This window comes from Acinetobacter sp. FDAARGOS_494 (genome assembly GCF_003812225.1).
Classification (GTDB): Bacteria; Pseudomonadota; Gammaproteobacteria; order Pseudomonadales; family Moraxellaceae; genus Acinetobacter; species Acinetobacter baumannii.
In genome coordinates, this window is record NZ_CP033866.1 from 1159444 (window position 1) to 1179566 (window position 20123).

Annotated in this window: 15 protein-coding genes, 2 tRNA genes and 3 rRNA genes; 6 read left to right on the top strand and 14 right to left on the bottom strand. The window is 43.1% G+C overall.

What is annotated here, in order from left to right:
- Nucleotides 1-113 precede the first annotated feature (113 nt).
- From rplM to EG365_RS05595, 5 genes are all read left to right on the top strand, one after another.
- Nucleotides 114-542: a 50S ribosomal protein L13 gene (rplM, locus tag EG365_RS05575; RefSeq protein ID WP_000854895.1), complete on the top strand. Its 429-nt coding sequence runs from the start codon at nt 114-116 to the stop codon at nt 540-542.
- A 12-nt stretch (nt 543-554) separates the two neighbouring features.
- Complete coding sequence (rpsI, locus tag EG365_RS05580; protein WP_000224786.1) at nt 555-941, top strand: 30S ribosomal protein S9; 387 nt, start codon at nt 555-557, stop codon at nt 939-941.
- 170 nt (nt 942-1111) lie between these two features.
- Nucleotides 1112-1765 (top strand): glutathione S-transferase N-terminal domain-containing protein, encoded by a 654-nt coding sequence (locus EG365_RS05585; RefSeq protein ID WP_000110147.1) that lies wholly within the window; start codon nt 1112-1114, stop codon nt 1763-1765.
- A gap of 6 nt (nt 1766-1771) precedes the next feature.
- Nucleotides 1772-2200, top strand: a complete 429-nt coding sequence (locus EG365_RS05590; RefSeq protein WP_000003709.1) for a ClpXP protease specificity-enhancing factor — start codon at nt 1772-1774, stop codon at nt 2198-2200.
- A 17-nt stretch (nt 2201-2217) separates the two neighbouring features.
- Nucleotides 2218-2874, top strand: a complete 657-nt coding sequence (locus tag EG365_RS05595) for a hypothetical protein (RefSeq protein ID WP_000863325.1) — start codon at nt 2218-2220, stop codon at nt 2872-2874.
- Nucleotides 2875-2976: 102 nt separating this feature from the next.
- Here EG365_RS05595 and EG365_RS05600 read toward each other — a convergent pair whose 3' ends face one another.
- Genes EG365_RS05600 through EG365_RS05625 form a run of 6 tightly spaced genes read right to left on the bottom strand, consistent with a single transcriptional unit; the run spans nt 2977 to nt 11312 of the window.
- Nucleotides 2977-4917 (bottom strand): acetyl/propionyl/methylcrotonyl-CoA carboxylase subunit alpha, encoded by a 1941-nt coding sequence (locus tag EG365_RS05600; protein ID WP_000672534.1) that lies wholly within the window; start codon nt 4915-4917, stop codon nt 2977-2979.
- A gap of 18 nt (nt 4918-4935) precedes the next feature.
- A complete protein-coding gene (locus tag EG365_RS05605; protein ID WP_000175513.1) occupies nt 4936-5772 on the bottom strand; it encodes an enoyl-CoA hydratase/isomerase family protein in 837 nt (278 codons plus the stop codon).
- 10 nt (nt 5773-5782) lie between these two features.
- Nucleotides 5783-6940, bottom strand: coding sequence for an acyl-CoA dehydrogenase family protein (locus EG365_RS05610; protein ID WP_000673016.1), 1158 nt, complete (start codon nt 6938-6940; stop codon nt 5783-5785).
- Nucleotides 6941-6982: 42 nt separating this feature from the next.
- Nucleotides 6983-8596, bottom strand: a complete 1614-nt coding sequence (locus EG365_RS05615) for an acyl-CoA carboxylase subunit beta (RefSeq protein ID WP_000154072.1) — start codon at nt 8594-8596, stop codon at nt 6983-6985.
- 2 nt (nt 8597-8598) lie between these two features.
- Nucleotides 8599-9486 carry an SDR family oxidoreductase gene (locus EG365_RS05620; RefSeq protein ID WP_000121943.1) on the bottom strand — a complete coding sequence of 296 codons (888 nt, stop codon included), beginning with the start codon at nt 9484-9486 and terminating at the stop codon, nt 8599-8601.
- 20 nt (nt 9487-9506) lie between these two features.
- Nucleotides 9507-11312, bottom strand: a complete 1806-nt coding sequence (locus EG365_RS05625) for an acyclic terpene utilization AtuA family protein (RefSeq protein WP_000002861.1) — start codon at nt 11310-11312, stop codon at nt 9507-9509.
- Nucleotides 11313-11498: 186 nt separating this feature from the next.
- On the opposite strand from EG365_RS05625, the gene EG365_RS05630 reads away from it, so the two are divergent.
- Nucleotides 11499-12098 (top strand): TetR/AcrR family transcriptional regulator, encoded by a 600-nt coding sequence (locus EG365_RS05630; protein ID WP_000562187.1) that lies wholly within the window; start codon nt 11499-11501, stop codon nt 12096-12098.
- A 31-nt stretch (nt 12099-12129) separates the two neighbouring features.
- On the opposite strand, the gene EG365_RS05635 is transcribed toward EG365_RS05630, so the two are convergent.
- The 8 genes from EG365_RS05635 to EG365_RS05670 all read right to left on the bottom strand — a co-directional run bounded on the left by EG365_RS05635 (nt 12130) and on the right by EG365_RS05670 (nt 20069).
- Nucleotides 12130-13293 (bottom strand): acyl-CoA dehydrogenase family protein, encoded by a 1164-nt coding sequence (locus EG365_RS05635; RefSeq protein ID WP_001176662.1) that lies wholly within the window; start codon nt 13291-13293, stop codon nt 12130-12132.
- Between the two features lie 136 nt (nt 13294-13429).
- Entirely contained in the window at nt 13430-13993 is a 564-nt protein-coding gene (locus EG365_RS05640; RefSeq protein ID WP_000988422.1) for a DUF4256 domain-containing protein, read from the bottom strand.
- Between the two features lie 170 nt (nt 13994-14163).
- Nucleotides 14164-14559, bottom strand: coding sequence for a DUF2007 domain-containing protein (locus EG365_RS05645; protein WP_001198600.1), 396 nt, complete (start codon nt 14557-14559; stop codon nt 14164-14166).
- A gap of 173 nt (nt 14560-14732) precedes the next feature.
- Nucleotides 14733-14847, bottom strand: a 5S ribosomal RNA gene (rrf, locus tag EG365_RS05650).
- Between the two features lie 185 nt (nt 14848-15032).
- A 23S ribosomal RNA gene (locus EG365_RS05655) occupies nt 15033-17925 on the bottom strand.
- Between the two features lie 340 nt (nt 17926-18265).
- Nucleotides 18266-18341, bottom strand: a tRNA-Ala gene (locus EG365_RS05660).
- Nucleotides 18342-18396: 55 nt separating this feature from the next.
- Nucleotides 18397-18473: transfer RNA gene (locus tag EG365_RS05665), tRNA-Ile, on the bottom strand.
- Between the two features lie 59 nt (nt 18474-18532).
- A 16S ribosomal RNA gene (locus tag EG365_RS05670) occupies nt 18533-20069 on the bottom strand.
- Together the 16S, 23S and 5S rRNA genes with 2 tRNA genes alongside form the textbook arrangement of a ribosomal RNA operon.
- Nucleotides 20070-20123: the final 54 nt, after the last annotated feature.

Sequence of the window (20123 nt, forward strand, 5' to 3'; positions counted from 1 at the left end):
ATGTAGCTTATATGGGATTTTTCTTGTGATTGACAACAAACTCGTTTAGAATCTCGTCTCCTTTTTGTTTGAGCGATGTCTAGCTCAAACCAACTATAATAGGTAGTGTTTGAATGAAAACTCTCAGCGCAAAGCCTGCTGAAGTACAACACGATTGGTTCGTTGTTGATGCTACAGGTAAAACTCTTGGTCGTTTAGCGACTGAAATTGCACGTCGTTTACGCGGTAAGCACAAAACTTCTTATACTCCTCACGTTGACACTGGTGACTACATCATCGTTATCAATGCTGAACAAGTTCAAGTGACTGGTAACAAAGCGCTTGACAAGAAATACTATCGCCACACTGAATTCCCAGGCGGTTTAAAAGAAACTAATTTCGAAAAATTAGTTGCTCACAAACCTGAAGAAATCTTTGAACGTGCTGTTAAAGGCATGTTGCCAAAAGGTCCTCTTGGTTATGCAATGATCAAGAAGATGAAAGTGTACGCTGGTAGCGAGCATCCACACGCTGCTCAACAGCCACAAGTTTTGGACATCTAAGGGATACAGCACATGGCTACTAATTATGGTACAGGTCGCCGTAAGACCGCAACTGCACGTGTTTTCTTGTCAGCTGGTACAGGTAAACTCGTTATTAACAACCGTACTTTAGAGCAATATTTCGGTCGTGAAACTGCTCGTATGGTTGTTCGTCAACCTTTAGAGCTTTTAGAAGCTACTGAAAAATATGACCTTTACATCACTGTTAAAGGTGGTGGTATCGGTGGTCAAGCTGGTGCGATCCGTCACGGTATTACTCGTGCACTTATCGCTGCTGACGAAACTTTAAAACCTGTTCTTCGTCAAGCTGGTTTCGTTACTCGTGATGCTCGTGAAGTTGAACGTAAGAAACTTGGTTTACGTAAAGCTCGTAAACGTCCTCAATTCTCTAAACGTTAATTCGTTTACCGAATCGGACAAAAAGCCTTGGTTTTCCCAAGGCTTTTTTATTGCTTATTCATTTTGTAGATGAGTGAAACAGATAAATATATGAAACTCTATCTTTGTCACCGTGATTTCCTCGCATATTTTTAGTATTCTAACCGATTCACACAACCATACCTTGTGATATGTCGGTCGAAAACACCTCAATTCAGGGAATTACCCTTTACAGCCATGCTGATGATTTCCGTTCACACTGGATCCGTTTTTTATTGGCAGAAAAACAAATTAAATATCAATTAATCGTAACTGATCACGAAGATGAAGATCTGGCAAGCTTAAATCCTTATAATCAATTGCCAATGCTGGTTGAGCAAAATCTTAAATTATTTTCAGCACCTATTATTGCTGAGTATCTCGATGACCGATATCGTCAGAATAAACTATATGCCGATGCCCCTATGGCACGTGCAGAGCAACGCCAATATATTTGGCGTCTTGAAAATGATTGGTTTAAGTTGGCCGATCATATGCTCAGACATGCAGATACGTTAAATGTAGAACAAAAACAAAAAGCACAAAAAGAATTGCGTGATACCTTAATATCACTTACCCCTTTATTTCAGCATTTCCCTTATTTTATGTCCGAAAATTTTTCAATTCTGGACTGTATGCTTGCTCCAATTTTTGTGAGGCTTAATAGCATGGGAATTGATTTACCAAAGCAGCAGTGTCGACCTATATTTTTGTATTGTAAACGTATCTTTAACCGCCCTTCTTTTGTTAAATCAATGACGCCCCAAGAGAAAACCCGTTACAATGAACTATTAAATATGGAATAGTGTGATATGTCTGAGCAAACTATTGAATTAACCCCTACACGTCCTTATCTTGCTCGTGCAATCTATGAATGGATTTGTGACAATCAACTCACACCTTATTTACTCGTTGATGCAACACAACCGCACACTGATGTACCACAACAGTTTGTGAAAGATGGACAAATTGTTTTAAACATTGTGCCTCATGCGGTACATCAACTACTCATTAGCAATGATGCGATTACATTTTCAGCACGTTTTGGCGGCGTTTCCAAAGATATTTACGTACCTATTCAAGCAGTTTTAGGTATTTATGCACGTGAAAATGGACAAGGTTTATTCTTTGACCCTGAAGAATATGCCAATGTAGCGCCTGTAGAAGATAAGTTAGACTCAGAAACACAAGAAACATCTGAACCAACCAAGAAAAAGCCAACATTAAGAATTTTAGATTAATTTTAGAGGAATAAAGTATGGCATTTGATTTAGTCCAATACTTTGCTGAGCAAATAAAAATTCAAAAGCCTCAGCTTTTAAATCAATATCCAGCCAATGAGAAAAATAAGCTGATTGACGAAGTGAATATATTGACGCTTGGTAAATTAATCAGCTTATGGCGTCAGGACGACAATAAAATTTATCATGAAATCAAAACTGCCGATCCATTGTATATTCAAGAAGTTGCACGTCATCTAACTACGTCAAAACACAATAAGTCAGTTTTAAAAAATTCTGAACTTGAGCAAAGTATTTCTGAGATTCTGGCATTACAGTTAACAGAACTTAATCAACTTGATGAGACTGGTGGTTTCGGCCAAAGTGGTTTAAAAGAGCTCATTTTAGGGCAAGTTGAACATTTATCTGGCCAAGCTGAAGATTGGGTTTGGTCAACAAACCATCTAACAGAGCTCATTGGTTCTAAACCTGTTGAACAAGAAGAGCTATCATTGGATGCAACAATGAAGGAGTTCAACCAAATGGTTCACCAAGCCCAACCACATCATGAAGATTTACATGTTGAAGAGCAACCTATCGAAACTTTTATTCCTGCATGGTCAAAAGTTATCGCTCCTCTTGTTGCTTTAGCTATTTTAGGCTATCTCTATTGTATGTATACACAGCTTGTATAATTTTTTTTTATAATTAAAGGGAACGTATGTTCCCTTTTTTGATTTAAATAATCATCTTCTATAAATCAATAGTGATTACCAGTAACCACAATTGCTCTTCTCTTAAATTTGGATACTAAACAGCATTTGCCGTTTTTTCACTTGTTGACCTTGCTGACCTAAAATTTCAGCGACTACACCATCCACATCAGATTTAATCTGTTGCTGAATTTTCATGGCTTCAAGAATCAATAATGTTTGGCCCTTCACTACTTGATCGCCTTCATTGACCAGGATATTCACTACAGCCCCATCCATCGGTGCTCGAATTTTGCCATCTCCCGCTACATCGGTAGCTTCTGGTGCAGCGTAAGTCATATTGCGTATCAAAACATTGCCATTATCTCGATCTAGATAAAGCTGATCATCATCCAATACATATTGAACACGGCGACGTACACCATCAATTAAGTAAACTAGTTGCTCTGGCGTTTTCTCAAGCACATCAATAACAACTGTTTGATCACAGAACTGTACCGTGAATATGTTATTTACAGATGAAAGCTGCAATTGAATTTGCTGATCGGCAGTTTGTAATTTTAACGGTAATGGCACACCAAGCCCAGTTTGCCACACTGCAGTACCTTTACTTTGGCTAAATAATGCCGCAGCAATTGCTAAGGTTTCTAAAGATAAAACCTGATGGTGTAAGCTGGGATCATTTTGGAAATGCTGTTGGATGAATGCAGTATTGGTATCCCCTGTAACAACAACTGGATGGCGCAGTAAATTGACCAAGAACTGTTTATTACTATTCACTCCAAGTAAAACACTATCATCGACTGCACGAGCCAGTAAGCGAATCGCATCCTCACGGGTTTTCCCATAGGCAATCACCTTTGCTACCATCGGATCGTAAAATGGACTAACTTCATCAGTTGCTAACATGCCATGATCGATTCGCACATTTGGCAAAGCTGCAGGCTTCCAACGTAAAATTTGTCCTGTTTGTGGCAAAAAGTCCTGACGAGGGTCTTCTGCATACAAACGCACTTCGATCGCATGACCATTTAAGGTCAATTCCTGTTGCTTTAAAGGTAACTGCTCACCATTCGCCACACGTAACTGCCATTCAACTAAATCTAACCCTGTAATAAGCTCAGTGACCGGATGTTCTACCTGCAAACGGGTATTCATCTCCAAAAAGTAAAATGCACCCGATGCATCTAGCAAAAACTCAACTGTACCTGCCCCGACATAAGCACATGCTTTTGCCGCTGCTACGGCTGCCTCACCCATTTTCTGACGCAGTTCAGGCGTCATCACCGGACAGGGAGCTTCTTCAACAACCTTCTGATGACGGCGCTGGATTGAACAATCGCGCTCAAACAAATACACATAATTACCATGTGTATCACCAAAAACCTGAATTTCGACATGGCGTGGAGCAATAACTGCTTTTTCTAAAATGAGCTCACCAGAACCAAAAGCATTTTCAGCTTCTGAACGTGCGGTTTGTAATGCCTCAAACAACTCGGATGCTTGCTGTACCAAACGCATGCCACGACCGCCGCCACCTGCAGAAGCTTTGACCATAATTGGAAAACCAATCTGCTCAGCTTGAGTTGCTAAATATTCGAGATCTTGTCGGTCACCTTCATACCCCGGCACACAAGGGACGCCTGCCTCAATCATGGCGATTTTTGAAAGGCGTTTACTGCCCATTAACTCAATTGCAGAAGCGGTAGGCCCAATAAATGTAATCTGGTTGTCGATACATGCCTGAGCAAAATCAGTATTTTCTGACAAAAAACCATAGCCGGGGTGAACTGCATCCGCCCCTGTTTTTTTGCAAGCTTCAATAATTTTAGCGATGGAGAGATAAGACTCCGATACTTTTGAAGCACCAATATAAACAGCTTCATCAGCCTCTTGCACATGGCGAGCATTACGGTCTGCATCGGAATAAACTGCGAAGGTTTGGTAACCCATTGCCTTGGCTGTTTGCATAACTCGAACTGCAATTTCACCACGATTGGCAACCAGTATTTTTGAAAATTTCATTATTTTTATCCTTATCTTTTATGATCCATCGGCCCAATTTGGTAACCTTTTCTGGATAAAAGCCATCGTTCCTTCTTGTCCTTCAGCACCACCAACCGCTTGAGCAAACTGCTGTGCAGCATCATCTAGCAACTCATTTAAAGGTTCATTGAGTGTTCGATGTAACAGTGCTTTAGTCACACGTGAAGCTTGAGGAGCTGCTCGTTTAATGTGTTGAATGGTTTCCTGTAAAGCTTGTTCAAGTTCAATTTCATTATGTGCAATTTGATGAACCACACCGACACTCAGTGCGGTATGCCCTTCAAAACGCATGCCGAGTAAAGCCAGTCTGCGTGCCTGAGTCAGGCCAATACGTTTCACCACAAAAGGAGCAATTTGAGCAGGAATCACACCAAGCCCAGTTTCAGGTAAACCAAACTGCGCATTATCACGGCTAATGGCAACATCAGAAACACAGGCCAGCCCAAAACCTCCACCTAACACCGCACCTTCTAAAATGACCACAACAGTCTGTGGTGCAGCTTCAACTTGCTCAAGCATGGCACCAAAACGGCGGTTAAAGTCAGTATAAGGTTGTAGACTACCAATGTTAGTTGATTCAACGCGTAAAGCAGCCATGTCCTTAATATCACCACCTGCGCAGAAAGTCCCACCTTCACCACGAATGATGACTGCACGAATTGAAAGATCATTGCGAATGGCAGTAAAAACTTGTTGAATCGCATTGACCATATTCAAGTTCATGGCATTACGGCTCTCCGGTCGGTTTAACCAAAGATATAAAATACTGCCGTCTTGTTCTAATTGAATACTGTCATCAATATCTAAAGCTTGAAGCGATGCTGAAAGTGTCATGGCTGATTCCTTATTTTTGTTTTTTTGGCAAGATATCCATCAACTTACAGATAATCCCTAACATAATCTCATCTGCGCCACCCCCAATAGAGCCTAAACGACCATCACGATATAGCTGGGATGCAGGGTTATCCCACATAAAGCCATTGCCGCCCCAATATTGCAAGCAGCTATCGGCAACTTCACGGCTTAAACGGCCTGCTTTGAGCTTTGCCATAGATGCCAGCTTAGTCACATCTTCACCCGCAATATGCTGTTCACACGCTTGGTAGGTTAAAGCTTTAAGCGCTTCTACTTCAGTCATGAGTTCGGCAAAACGAAAATGGATATATTGGTTATTAATGAGTGGTTGACCAAACGTCGTACGCTCTTTGGTATAGGCGATAGTCTTTTGAATTAAATTTTCCAAACCACCAATCGCATTAGCACAAGCCCATAAACGCTCTTCCTGAAATTGCATCATCTGCATCATGAAGCCCATACCTTCAACGCCAACCAAATTACGCTGAGGTACACGTACATTGTCCAAATAAACTTGTGCTGTGGTCGTTGAACGCATGCCTAATTTATTTAACGGTTCTGAAAAACTAATCCCTTTAGTTTTTGCTGGCACAATAATCATCGACTTGTTGACGTGAGGTTTATCGTCAGATGTGTTGGCCAATAGGCAGAAGAAATCAGCCTGCAGTGAGTTGGTAATCCACATCTTGCTGCCGTTAATGACATAGTCATCGCCATCTTTTTTAGCAGTCGTTTTAATAGCAGCAACATCCGAACCAGCATGCACTTCTGATACTGCAATTGAGGCAACATATTCTCCAGCAATGGCTGGTGTTAAAAACTCATCACGTAATTCTTTGCTACCAAAACGCGCCAAAGCAGGTGTTGCCATATCGGTTTGTACACCAATGGCTAAAGGCACACCACCGCAAGCTGCGCGTCCAATTTCTTCAGCCACAACCAAGTTATAAGAGTAATCTAAAGCCAGACCACCATTTTCCTCAGGCTTACAAATCCCCAATAGGCCAAGATCACCCATCTTTTTAAATACATCGTGGATCGGGAAACGTCCAGCTTCTTCCCATTCTGGAATATTCGGATTCAGTTCATTTTCAACAAATTGACGCGCTGTGCGACGTAATGCTTCATGTTCGGCAGTAAATTTCATGGTGTTGTTCCTATTAATTTTTTTAATTACGGTAAAGATTGATTAAAAACGAGACACACCAAAACGGGTCGGATTTAGTTCGCGTTGCTGTGCTTCATAAATGGTTTGTAAAAGGAAAATAAGTAATTTTCGGGTATCTCGCGGGTCAATAATGCCGTCGTCATGTAGCATGGCCGTATTGAAAAGCGCGGTAGATTGCTGCTCTAATTTCATGGCCGTACTTTGCTCAAGAAAATCGAGCATTTGCGGATTCGGTTCCTGACCGGAAGCTTTTTGTTTTCCTTCAGCCACAATGCGTAGCACCTTTCCGGCCTGTGCAGCCCCCATTACAGCAACATGCGAGTTCGGCCAAGCAAAAATAAAATCTGGCGATAAACTCCGACCACACATTGCGTAGTTACCAGCACCATATGACCCTGCCACAACGATTGAAATTTTAGGTACAGTACAATTGGCAACCGCTTGAATCAGTTTTGAGCCATGCTTAATAATGCCATTTTGCTCGGCATCGGTTCCCACCATAAAGCCAGTAGTGTTATGTAAGAATAATAACGGACGGTTGGTCTGTTCACATAAGTGAATAAACTGAGCTGCTTTCGCTGCTCCTTGAGGGGTAATCGGACCATTATTGGTAATAATACCGATATGCAAACCACCAATTTTTGCCCAGCCACATACCGTTAAATCATCATATTCCAGCTTAAATTCTAGAAAATCTGAATCGTCAATAATGCGGGCAACCACTTCTTTCATATCAAATGGTTGTTTAGGATCACTTGGAATAACACCCAACAGTTCCTCGGTATCGTAACGAGGCTCTTTATAAGTCACATCAACTGGTTTGTTTTGCTCTTTCCAGTTCAGGTGTTCAAAAATTTCACGCGCAAGTCGAATCCCATCGGCATCATTTTCTGCTAAGTATTCTGCTGTTCCAGCAACCTGTGCATGCATTTCAGCCCCACCCAATTCCTCCGCTGTGGCGACTTCACCCGTGGCAGCCAGAAGTAAAGGTGGGCCTGCAAGTAACATTTCAGTCTGTTTACGTACAGCAATCACATAGTCCGAAAGACCTGGTTGATAAGCTCCTCCTGCCGTTGCATTCCCATGTACCACTGCAAGTTGTGGAATACCTGCCGCAGACAAACGTGCCTGATTGGCAAAGGTCATACCACCATAGGTAAATACTTCTGCAGCATAATTTAAGTTGGCGCCGCCACTTTCCGTCAGCGTAATCATTGGAAGTTTTTGTTCTAAAGCAATTTTTTGCAAGCGCAAGGTTTTCTGTACACCCATAGGTGACATGGTACCGCCCTTGATTGCACTATTACTGGCTGAGACCAAGCAGCGCACACCACTGACAAAACCAATGCCAGCAATTACGCCACCACCAGCTTCGGAGCCATCTTTATCATCATGCATGTTGTAGCCAACCAAACCGCATAGTTCGATAAAAGGCGAATCAGCATCGAGCAATAACCGTACACGCTCATGCGGTAAAATCTTGCCTTTCTTGTCAAACTTCGCTTTGGCAGCATAAGATTTATCAATGCTTTTTTGTTGAATAGCGCGGACTTCACTTAACTGGGCAAGTAAAGCCTCTTTGTTCCTTTGATACTGTTCACTACCAACAGCGATCTCTGATGGAAGAATTGTCATTGTTACTCCTCCTCAGCCTCAGTCTTTTTCTGAAAGATTTCAGGAATAAACGCGCGATGGAAACCATTATAAGATTCACTATTTGTCGCCTCACCCAGTGGATACATGCGTGTCCCTTGCGATGCAGCACCATCAATACGCAAAGTTACACCGGACACAAAAGCTGCGGCATCCGAGAGTAAATAACAAATCGCCGATGAAACTTCAGACTCTGTTCCCATACGTTTTAATGGAACATTTCCAGCAAGGCTTGGAATAATCACTTTGGCAAAATCACCGCTATAATTATCCATACCGGATGATACAATCCACCCCGGTGCAACCGCATTTACACGAACACCAGATTTGCCCCACTCAACCGATGCTGTTTTAGTTAAGTTATCAACCCCTGAACGCGCAGCACCAGAATGTCCCATTCCCGGCATGCCGCCCCACATATCAGCAGTCATATTGACAATACTGCCACCATGTTTAACCATCCATTGGTTATAAGCTTCACGCATTAAATAGAAAGTTGCGTGTAAATTATTACGCACGACTGCATCGAAACCATTCGCCGAAATATTCTCTAAAGCTGAGGGAAACTGCCCGCCTGCATTATTTACCAAACCATCGAGTTTGCCGAATTTCTCAATCACTTCGGCAATCATATTTTTCACTTGTTCTTCTTCACGGTTATCACAAACAATGAAATGAACTAAACCACCATCTTCTATTATTTCTTGGCTTACTTTCTCTAATTTTTCAATTTTGCGTCCTGTAATCACTACTTGAGCGCCAAGGGCTGCAAGCTCATGTGCAGTACAGCGCCCAATTCCGGAGCCGCCACCTGTTACAATAATGACTTTATTGGCGAAAGCATCTGGTCTAAATATTGATTGATAACTCATCTTTGTTTCATCCATTCATTTTATTTTTCTAAAAGATGTGCCGGAACTTTAACAGGCATATCCAATAACTGTTGGGCAAAAGCTTTACCTTGCGGATCAATACGTAAGCTGGCAACACCACCACCGCCTAAGGCATTCTCCAACATAAAATTCAGTGCATTTAAACCCGGTAACTCATAACGGATTACTCGCCCTTTCTCAGCATCCAAGACATGTTGCATATAGCTTGCAACAGACTGTTCAGTTAGTGCTGCACGAATCCATGGTAAATAGTCTGCTTTACGTGCAATCACGCCAATATTGCTATGATTGCCTTTATCACCACTGCGGGCATGCGCAATTTCAATCAAGGGAACTTCAATTTCATCTCCTTGATAAACTGCATTTTCACCTGCCGTCAATGTAAGCAATTGCTCTGTAGAAACCCCTTGTGGAATTTCAACCGCGTGACGTTGGCCATCAAAATCGATTTCAACATTCACCTGATTTTTATCAATTAAAAATGAAAATAATTTGATCACTGGAGATGCTTTGGGTCGGCCTCCAACAATTCCTGCCAAGGCTGGAGCCATACCTGTTGAAGCTTGTGCAATTTCAGATGCAAAGAACATACATGCTTCTTTAAACATGTGTTTTACAGCTATTTTGACCACAACTTCACGACTATTTAATGTTTGGGCATGGTCGCCATAGGTACTTTCAATACCTAAAATTTCAACAGACTTTTCACTAAATGGCGGCACTGAGCGCATTGCTAAAACACGTTCGCACTTAGTCAAAATCGCATCAGCAATGACTTGTGCTTTTTGTGGTGCCTCACGTCCTGCAATGAGGAAACTCACTAAAACCCGATATCCATCTGGGTAAGTCGCGCTGACTTTATATTGTGTAGTTGGTGCTTGTCCTTTTGCACCCGTCACACGAACTCGGTGTTCCCCGACTTGCTCTAAATGCACGTGGCTGAAATCAGCAATGACATCGGGTAGTAAATATGCTTGAGGATTGCCTATTTCATAAACAATTTGCTCTGCAACTGTAGCAGTAGAAACCAGACCACCTGTACCTTGAGGCTTAGTTACAACAAATGAGCCATCTTCACTCACTTCAACCACTGGAAAGCCCATGTTGTCGAAGCCCTGTACCAATTGCCAATCGGTAAAATTACCACCCGTACATTGGGCTCCACATTCAATTACATGACCTGCCAACGAACCTTGTGCCAATTTGTCATAGTCATCTAAAGGCCACTGATATTCATGAAGTAAGGGTGCAAGTACCACAGCAGAGTCAACTACACGACCCGTAATCACAATATCTGCACCTAAGTCTAAGGCGTCACGAATAGCAACCGCGCCTAAATAAGCATTACTGCTTGCCACCTGTTCTGGCAACGCTTCTCCGCTAAACATTTCTTGAATATTCTGTGATTTTAGCTGCTCATGTTTTGGCAAAAGATCATCACCTAACACCACAGCCACTTTCAGATCTAGACCATACTCTTTAATAATTTTTTGCAATGCGTCCCGACAAGCCAATGGATTAACACCACCCGCATTACTAATCACTTTAATCTTTTTTTCAGCAATTTTTTTTAGTAAGGGTGCCATGACTCGGCTGACAAAATCTAAAGCGTAACCATGTTTCGGTTCTACCATCTTCGCTTTTGCCATAATCGACATGGTAATCTCGGACAAATAATCAAAAACCAAATAATTAATATCGGTCAAATGCACTAACTGAAAAGCGGCAGTATTGGTATCTCCCCAAAACCCAGAGGCACAACCTATTTTTACGACTCGATGATCATCCTGCTGATTATTTGCCATTCTATTTCTCATTATTTTGTCTAAAAATCAGCCTCAACATTACCAAGCAAGCGCTTGGTTTGTAAAGCGCAAAATGTTATTGTGATGTTGACCAAATCTTCCAAATTCAGCAAATAACCTGAAATGCAATGAAATTTAGTGAAAATTTCCACTATAGACTTTTAGATAAAGGAACAAACTGAGCACATGATTGCCACCTCAATTGAACAGATTCCAAATATCCCCTGCTTTGATGACAGTCCACGTGGCCGTTTATTGCACGGTGCTGCCTATCTTTTTCATAAGCAAGGCTATGATAAAACCACTGTTCGTGAACTTGCTCAGTTTATTGGAATCCAATCGGGAAGCTTATTTCATCATTTCAAAAGTAAAGATGATATCCTCGCTCATGTGATGGAACAGACCATTATCTATAATCTTGCCCGTTTAAATGATGCAGCAACTCAATCTACAGACCCAGAACAACAATTACGTGCTCTTATTAAAGCCGAACTGATCTCAATTACTGGAGATACTGGTGCAGCCATGGCTGTGTTGGTGTACGAATGGTTCGCTCTATCAAAAGAAAAGCAAGATTATCTTTTAAAAATGCGTAATGAATATGAGCAAATCTGGCTCGATATCATTGAAAAGTTACGCACACAAGGTAAAGTCAAACACGATGCTTTTATTTGGCGACGCTTAATTGGCGGTGCAATTTCATGGACTGTAACTTGGTATAAATCTGAGGGTAAAGTCAAAATTGATGAGTTAACGGAAATGGTTTGGGAAATGGCTTTGAAATAAAAAAGGTGGCTCAAAGTCCACCTTATAAGAATTAATAACCAAGCTGTTTACTAATCAAATCTTTCATAATTTCTTCAGCACCACCGCCAATCATATTGACCTTCACTTCACGGTAAATACGTTCTGACTTGGTACCTCGCATAAAGCCCATACCACCTAATGTTTGTACAGCCGCATCAGCACAAAATTGCATAGTGCGAGTCGCAACATTTTTAAGCATTGAAATTTGCACCACCAACTCAGGTCCTTGTAACTTCGGCTGAGTCATTTTCCATGCTGTTTCTTCAAGTAATGCCCGCGTTGAGGTCAGTTGGGTTGCCATATCTACCAATTTATGGCGTACTACTTGATGATCTATTAATCGCTTACCAAAAGTTTTACGTTGCTGTGCCCACTCTAAAGCTTCTTCATAACAGACTAATGCATACCCATAAGCGACTACTCCCAAGAAAAACCGCTCCATATTAAAGTTATTCATAATAACTTTAAAACCGGCATTTTCTTTGCCAAGTAGATTTGATGCAGGTACTCGTACTTGATCAAAATGCAAATGTGCCGTATCTGATGCCCACCATCCCATTTTCTTCAAAGGCGTTTTAGTAATACCTTCACTATGTGCATCAATGAGTAACATTGAAATGCCTTCTGCACCCGTTTTTGTCGGATCAGTACGCACTGCAACTGTATAATAGTCTGCACGAATTCCCGATGTAATAAATGTTTTCTCGCCCGAAACAATATAATAATCCCCATCTCTGACAGCTTTAGTCTGTAATGCAGCAACATCTGAACCGCCACCAGGTTCTGTAATCGCTAAAGCCGAAATTTTCTCACCGGAAATAATACCTGGCAGAACTCTAGCCTTTAACTCCTCACTCCCAAAGTGCTGAATGGGAGGGGCGCCAATGGTATGGACCATGAGCGAGATATGCACCCCACCTGAACCCGCCTTTGCCATTTCGATACCAGCCAGTAATGAATAGAATGGATCTGCATCTGGAATACCACCATATTCTTCTGAAAAACCTAGACCCAATAATCCAATTTCGGCAGCCTTTTTATAAAGTTCTCTTGGGAATGTCTCAGCCTCATCCCATTCATTAACGAAAGGTGTCATTTCTTTTTGTACAAATCTACGAACATTATCGGCAAAAGCTATATGTTGTTCATTATAGTAAATTGGATTGAGCTGCATTTTTAGAAATGTCCTGATGTTTTTATTTAATTCCAGAACATATCTTGTCATGTTTACCATCAGTCAAAAGTTGCAAGAATCTCCATTTTCTTGGCATAAAATATCAAATCCAGACGATCGAGTTGATTCGCAAGACCTATACCCTTAAACAGCAGCGAAAACCACGAGCTGCATAATATGACTGGGCTCCATTGTGATAGATGAAGACTCGACCATAGCGACGGTCCGCAAAAAGAGCTCCTCCTAATTTTCGAATTTCCTCTGGAGTAGCAAGCCAGCTTGATGTTTTTAGATCAAACTCCCCGAGCTGTTGTAATTGGTGATATTGCTCTTCTGTTAGGAGTTCAGCCCCTATTTCTTGGACTAAGTCTATTGCGCTATTTTTAGGAGGATGATCTTTTCTAGACTCTAAGGCTTCTCGGTCATAGCAAAGGCTTCTACGACCTTGAGGGGTTTCAGCAGAACAATCGACGAATAAATATTCATCTTTTTGCTTGTTATACGCTACAACGTCTGGCTCTCCCCCAGTATTCTCCATTTCTTGCAATGTCCATAGTTTATCTGGAGACTCAATAAGTTTAGCTCGCACATTCGTCCAATCAATTTCTTTATGTCGATGTATATTCTTTTCAAATCTATTTTTTAATAATTCAAGCAACATATCTATTTGTTTTGAAGTCAATTGTTTTTTAGTCATCATTGAATACACCTTATAGTTATTAAACAGAACGCCCATCAAAATAATTTATTTTCTTTGTTTAATATCGAGGGCTTCTCTGCCTCAAACATTAATTGCAGAGATAGAACTCAATCCAATCTCTCTACATGAGGGTTCATAATTAAGATAATAAATAATCCTTTACTATATATTTAATTCCAAAAGTGTCCACAACGCTTACATTTACTCCCATTTTTAAAAGAAAATAAAGGTAGGCCGAAAAACATAAACACTAAAAAGGCAGATTTTTTTCCTTTAGTATTAACCTCTATATCCAAACTTCCACACTCAGGACAATATTCTTTATTCTCCCCGAACTTTTGTTCAAGCTCATCACTAAAGTCTTTTTCAAGAAATAACTTCGCTTCATCAACATAGTTTTCTGGAACTAATAAACGAACTCCACCTAAAGCATTAGAATAAAACCAATCCATATTAATTGTATGCTCATTTTCAATATAAGCAGGAATTCCAAATGCTTCTAATTGAGTTTTTGCAATTTGTGCCTCATAAGGAAACGAGAAAGTTTTAACTACGATCCATTGCATATTAAATTTTTGATGAGGTAAATAACTTTAGATTAGCTTTATTTCTTTATAATTTGAATCAATTTTAAAGTTTAAAGGATTGAGGATACAAATTCCAGCTATAAAAATTGATTGATTTCTTGCTATAAAAAAACACCCCAACCTCTTTTGAGATTGGGGTGTTTAGAATAATGAGCTGGCGATGACTTACTCTCACATGGGTAATCCCACACTACCATCAGCGCTAAGAGGTTTCACTTCTGAGTTCGGGAAGGGATCAGGTGGTTCACTCTTGCTATGGTCGCCAGCACAACTGTTTATGGATACTTGCTTAGGTCTTATTTAATGCCGAAGCGTTTTCCAAATCTGTAACAGACTGGGCTGAATTGAATCTTACTTTATCTGTTCATTTTAGCTAGAGGTATAACTAAATCAAGTTGTCTTGCATACTTAAGAATCGATTGATGCTTCATATACAACTGCTTGGGTGTTGTATAGTCAAGCCTCACGAGCAATTAGTATTGGTCAGCTTCACATATCACTATGCTTCCACATCCAACCTATCAACGTCCTAGTCTCGAACGGCTCTTTAGAGGACATAAAGTCCTAGGGAAATCTTATCTTGAGGTAGGCTTCCCGCTTAGATGCTTTCAGCGGTTATCCCTTCCGAACATAGCTACCCGGCGATGCGACTGGCGTCACAACCGGTACACCAGAGGTTCGTCCACTCTGGTCCTCTCGTACTAGGAGCAGATCCTCTCAAATTTCCAGCGCCCACGGTAGATAGGGACCGAACTGTCTCACGACGTTCTAAACCCAGCTCGCGTACCTCTTTAAATGGCGAACAGCCATACCCTTGGGACCTGCTTCAGCCCCAGGATGAGATGAGCCGACATCGAGGTGCCAAACACCGCCGTCGATATGAACTCTTGGGCGGTATCAGCCTGTTATCCCCAGAGTACCTTTTATCCGTTGAGCGATGGCCCTTCCATACAGAACCACCGGATCACTAAGACCTACTTTCGTACCTGCTCGACTTGTGGGTCTCGCAGTTAAGCGCGCTTTTGCCTTTATACTCTACGCGTGATTTCCGACCACGCTGAGCGCACCTTCGTACTCCTCCGTTACTCTTTAGGAGGAGACCGCCCCAGTCAAACTACCCACCAGACACGGTCCTCGTCCCGGATCACGGGACAGAGTTAGAACCTCAACATTACCAGGGTGGTATTTCAAGGACGGCTCCACTGGAACTAGCGTTCCAGCTTCAAAGCCTCCCACCTATCCTACACAAGTAAGGTCAAAGTTCAGTGTCAAGCTGCAGTAAAGGTTCACGGGGTCTTTCCGTCTAGCCGCGGGTACACTGCATCTTCACAGCGATTTCGATTTCACTGAGCCTCTGCTGGAGACAGCGCCGCCATCATTATGCCATTCGTGCAGGTCGGAACTTACCCGACAAGGAATTTCGCTACCTTAGGACCGTTATAGTTACGGCCGCCGTTTACTGGGGCTTCGATCAAGAGCTTCGCTTACGCTAACCCCATCAATTAACCTTCCAGCACCGGGCAGGCATCACACCCTATACGTCCACTTTCGTGTTTGCAGAGTGCTATGTTTTTAATAAACAGTTGCAGCGGCCTGGTTTCTGCGGCTGTCGTCAGCTCAGGAAGCGAGTTCCATCACCAACAACAGCGTACCTTCTCCCGAAGTTACGGTACCATTTTGCCTAGTTCCTTCAGCAGAGTTCTCTCAAGCGCCTTGGTCTACTCGACCTGACCACCTGTGTCGGTTTCGGGTACGATTCCTGTGTAACTGAAGCTTAGAGACTTTTCCTGGAAGCATGGCATCAACCACTTCGCTGTACAAGTACAGCTTGCTATCAGATCTCAGCATAGAGTACCCCGGATTTGCCTAAGATACATGCCTACATCCTTTCACCTGGACAACCAACGCCAGGCTGATTTAGCCTTCTCCGTCCTCTCATCGCATTACACAGAAGTAATGGAATATTAACCATTTTCCCATCGACTACGCCTTTCGGCCTCGCCTTAGGGGTCGACTCACCCAGCCCCGATTAACGTTGGACTGGAACCCTTGGTCTTTCGGCGAACGGGTTTTTCACCCGTTTTGTCGTTACTCACGTCAGCATTCGCACTTCTGATACCTCCAGCATGCTTCTCAACACACCTTCATCGGCTTACAGAACGCTCCCCTACCACGTATACAAAGTATACATCCGCAGCTTCGGCACATAGTTTTAGCCCCGTTACATCTTCCGCGCAGGCCGACTCGACTAGTGAGCTATTACGCTTTCTTTAAAGGGTGGCTGCTTCTAAGCCAACCTCCTAGCTGTCTATGCCTTCCCACATCGTTTCCCACTTAACTATGATTTTGGGGCCTTAGCTGGCGGTCTGGATTGTTTTCCTCTTGACTACGGACGTTAGCACCCGCAGTCTGTCTCCCGGATAGTACTCATAGGTATTCGGAGTTTGCATCGGTTTGGTAAGTCGGGATGACCCCCTAGCCGAAACAGTGCTCTACCCCCTATGGTATTCGTCCGAGGCGCTACCTAAATAGCTTTCGGGGAGAACCAGCTATCACCAGGCTTGATTAGCCTTTCACCCCTATCCACAAGTCATCCCCTGGCTTTTCAACGACAGTGGGTTCGGTCCTCCAGTTAGTGTTACCCAACCTTCAACCTGCTCATGGATAGATCGCCTGGTTTCGGGTCTATACCCAGCAACTAAACGCCCTATTAAGACTCGATTTCTCTACGGCTCCCCTATACGGTTAACCTCGCTACTGAATATAAGTCGCTGACCCATTATACAAAAGGTACGCAGTCACACCACGAAGGTGCTCCCACTGCTTGTATGCATGCGGTTTCAGGATCTATTTCACTCCCCTCACAGGGGTTCTTTTCGCCTTTCCCTCACGGTACTGGTTCACTATCGGTCAGTCAGGAGTATTTAGCCTTGGAGGATGGTCCCCCCATATTCAGACAAGGTTTCACGTGCCTCGCCCTACTCGTCATCATTATGTGTGCCCTTTCGTGTACGGGAATATCACCCTCTACGTTCGCACTTCCCAGAGCGTTCCACTAAAACACACATAACTTAATGGGCTGATCCCCGTTCGCTCGCCGCTACTGAGGGAATCTCAATTGATTTCTTTTCCTAAGGGTACTGAGATGTTTCACTTCCCCTCGTTCGCCTTGCAACACTATGTATTCATGTTGCAATACCTACCTTAAAGTAGGTGGGTTCCCCCATTCAGACATCTCCGGATCAAAGGATATTTGCCGCCTCCCCGGAGCTTTTCGCAGGCTATCACGTCTTTCATCGCCTCTGACTGCCAAGGCATCCACCACATGCACTTAATTACTTGACTATACAACCCCAAACAGTCGATGTTACCTACAAGTTAGTAACTTCAACATTTCAGTTTAGAGCACTGTGCACTTAAGCACTGTACAGCTTCAATCTAAATTCACATACCAAAACGCTTGATTCAGTTAATTTGCTAGTTCTCAATTCATCTAGATTAATTGCTTAACCTAAACTCTTGAGTGAACAATTTATTTCAGACTCAATTTTGCCAATCTGTTAATGAGTTAATGTGTCTTCGTCAGATCACACTAATTACCGTGATAATGAAATCACAGAAGTTAATAAACCAAGATCTTAATCTTTATTTACTAATTTCTGTAATCCGAACTTATCTTAAGTTCTGGTGGAGACTAGGAGAGTCGAACTCCTGACCTCCTGCGTGCAAAGCAGGCGCTCTACCAACTAAGCTAAGTCCCCAGCTTACATCATCAATCATGTATCTTTTATCTATAACTTCAACCAGTCAAAGTCATGGTGGGTCTGACAAGACTTGAACTTGTGACCCCACGCTTATCAAGCGTGTGCTCTAACCAACTGAGCTACAGACCCTCAGATACATCTATGAAGAACAACTTGTTGTGGATTCTTACCAATCGTCAATCTTTCGTTAAGGAGGTGATCCAGCCGCAGGTTCCCCTACGGCTACCTTGTTACGACTTCACCCCAGTCATCGGCCACACCGTGGTAACCGCCCTCTTTGCAGTTAGGCTAGCTACTTCTGGTGCAACAAACTCCCATGGTGTGACGGGCGGTGTGTACAAGGCCCGGGAACGTATTCACCGCGGCATTCTGATCCGCGATTACTAGCGATTCCGACTTCATGGAGTCGAGTTGCAGACTCCAATCCGGACTACGATCGGCTTTTTGAGATTAGCATCACATCGCTGTGTAGCAACCCTTTGTACCGACCATTGTAGCACGTGTGTAGCCCTGGCCGTAAGGGCCATGATGACTTGACGTCGTCCCCGCCTTCCTCCAGTTTGTCACTGGCAGTATCCTTAAAGTTCCCATCCGAAATGCTGGCAAGTAAGGAAAAGGGTTGCGCTCGTTGCGGGACTTAACCCAACATCTCACGACACGAGCTGACGACAGCCATGCAGCACCTGTATCTAGATTCCCGAAGGCACCAATCCATCTCTGGAAAGTTTCTAGTATGTCAAGGCCAGGTAAGGTTCTTCGCGTTGCATCGAATTAAACCACATGCTCCACCGCTTGTGCGGGCCCCCGTCAATTCATTTGAGTTTTAGTCTTGCGACCGTACTCCCCAGGCGGTCTACTTATCGCGTTAGCTGCGCCACTAAAGCCTCAAAGGCCCCAACGGCTAGTAGACATCGTTTACGGCATGGACTACCAGGGTATCTAATCCTGTTTGCTCCCCATGCTTTCGTACCTCAGCGTCAGTATTAGGCCAGATGGCTGCCTTCGCCATCGGTATTCCTCCAGATCTCTACGCATTTCACCGCTACACCTGGAATTCTACCATCCTCTCCCATACTCTAGCTCACCAGTATCGAATGCAATTCCCAAGTTAAGCTCGGGGATTTCACATCCGACTTAATAAGCCGCCTACGCACGCTTTACGCCCAGTAAATCCGATTAACGCTCGCACCCTCTGTATTACCGCGGCTGCTGGCACAGAGTTAGCCGGTGCTTATTCTGCGAGTAACGTCCACTATCTCTAGGTATTAACTAAAGTAGCCTCCTCCTCGCTTAAAGTGCTTTACAACCATAAGGCCTTCTTCACACACGCGGCATGGCTGGATCAGGGTTCCCCCCATTGTCCAATATTCCCCACTGCTGCCTCCCGTAGGAGTCTGGGCCGTGTCTCAGTCCCAGTGTGGCGGATCATCCTCTCAGACCCGCTACAGATCGTCGCCTTGGTAGGCCTTTACCCCACCAACTAGCTAATCCGACTTAGGCTCATCTATTAGCGCAAGGTCCGAAGATCCCCTGCTTTCTCCCGTAGGACGTATGCGGTATTAGCATCCCTTTCGAGATGTTATCCCCCACTAATAGGCAGATTCCTAAGCATTACTCACCCGTCCGCCGCTAGGTCCAGTAGCAAGCTACCTTCCCCCGCTCGACTTGCATGTGTTAAGCCTGCCGCCAGCGTTCAATCTGAGCCATGATCAAACTCTTCAGTTAAAATCATTTTGCACCTTATTTATAGACAAGGTGCCAATTCTGGCTCATCAATTA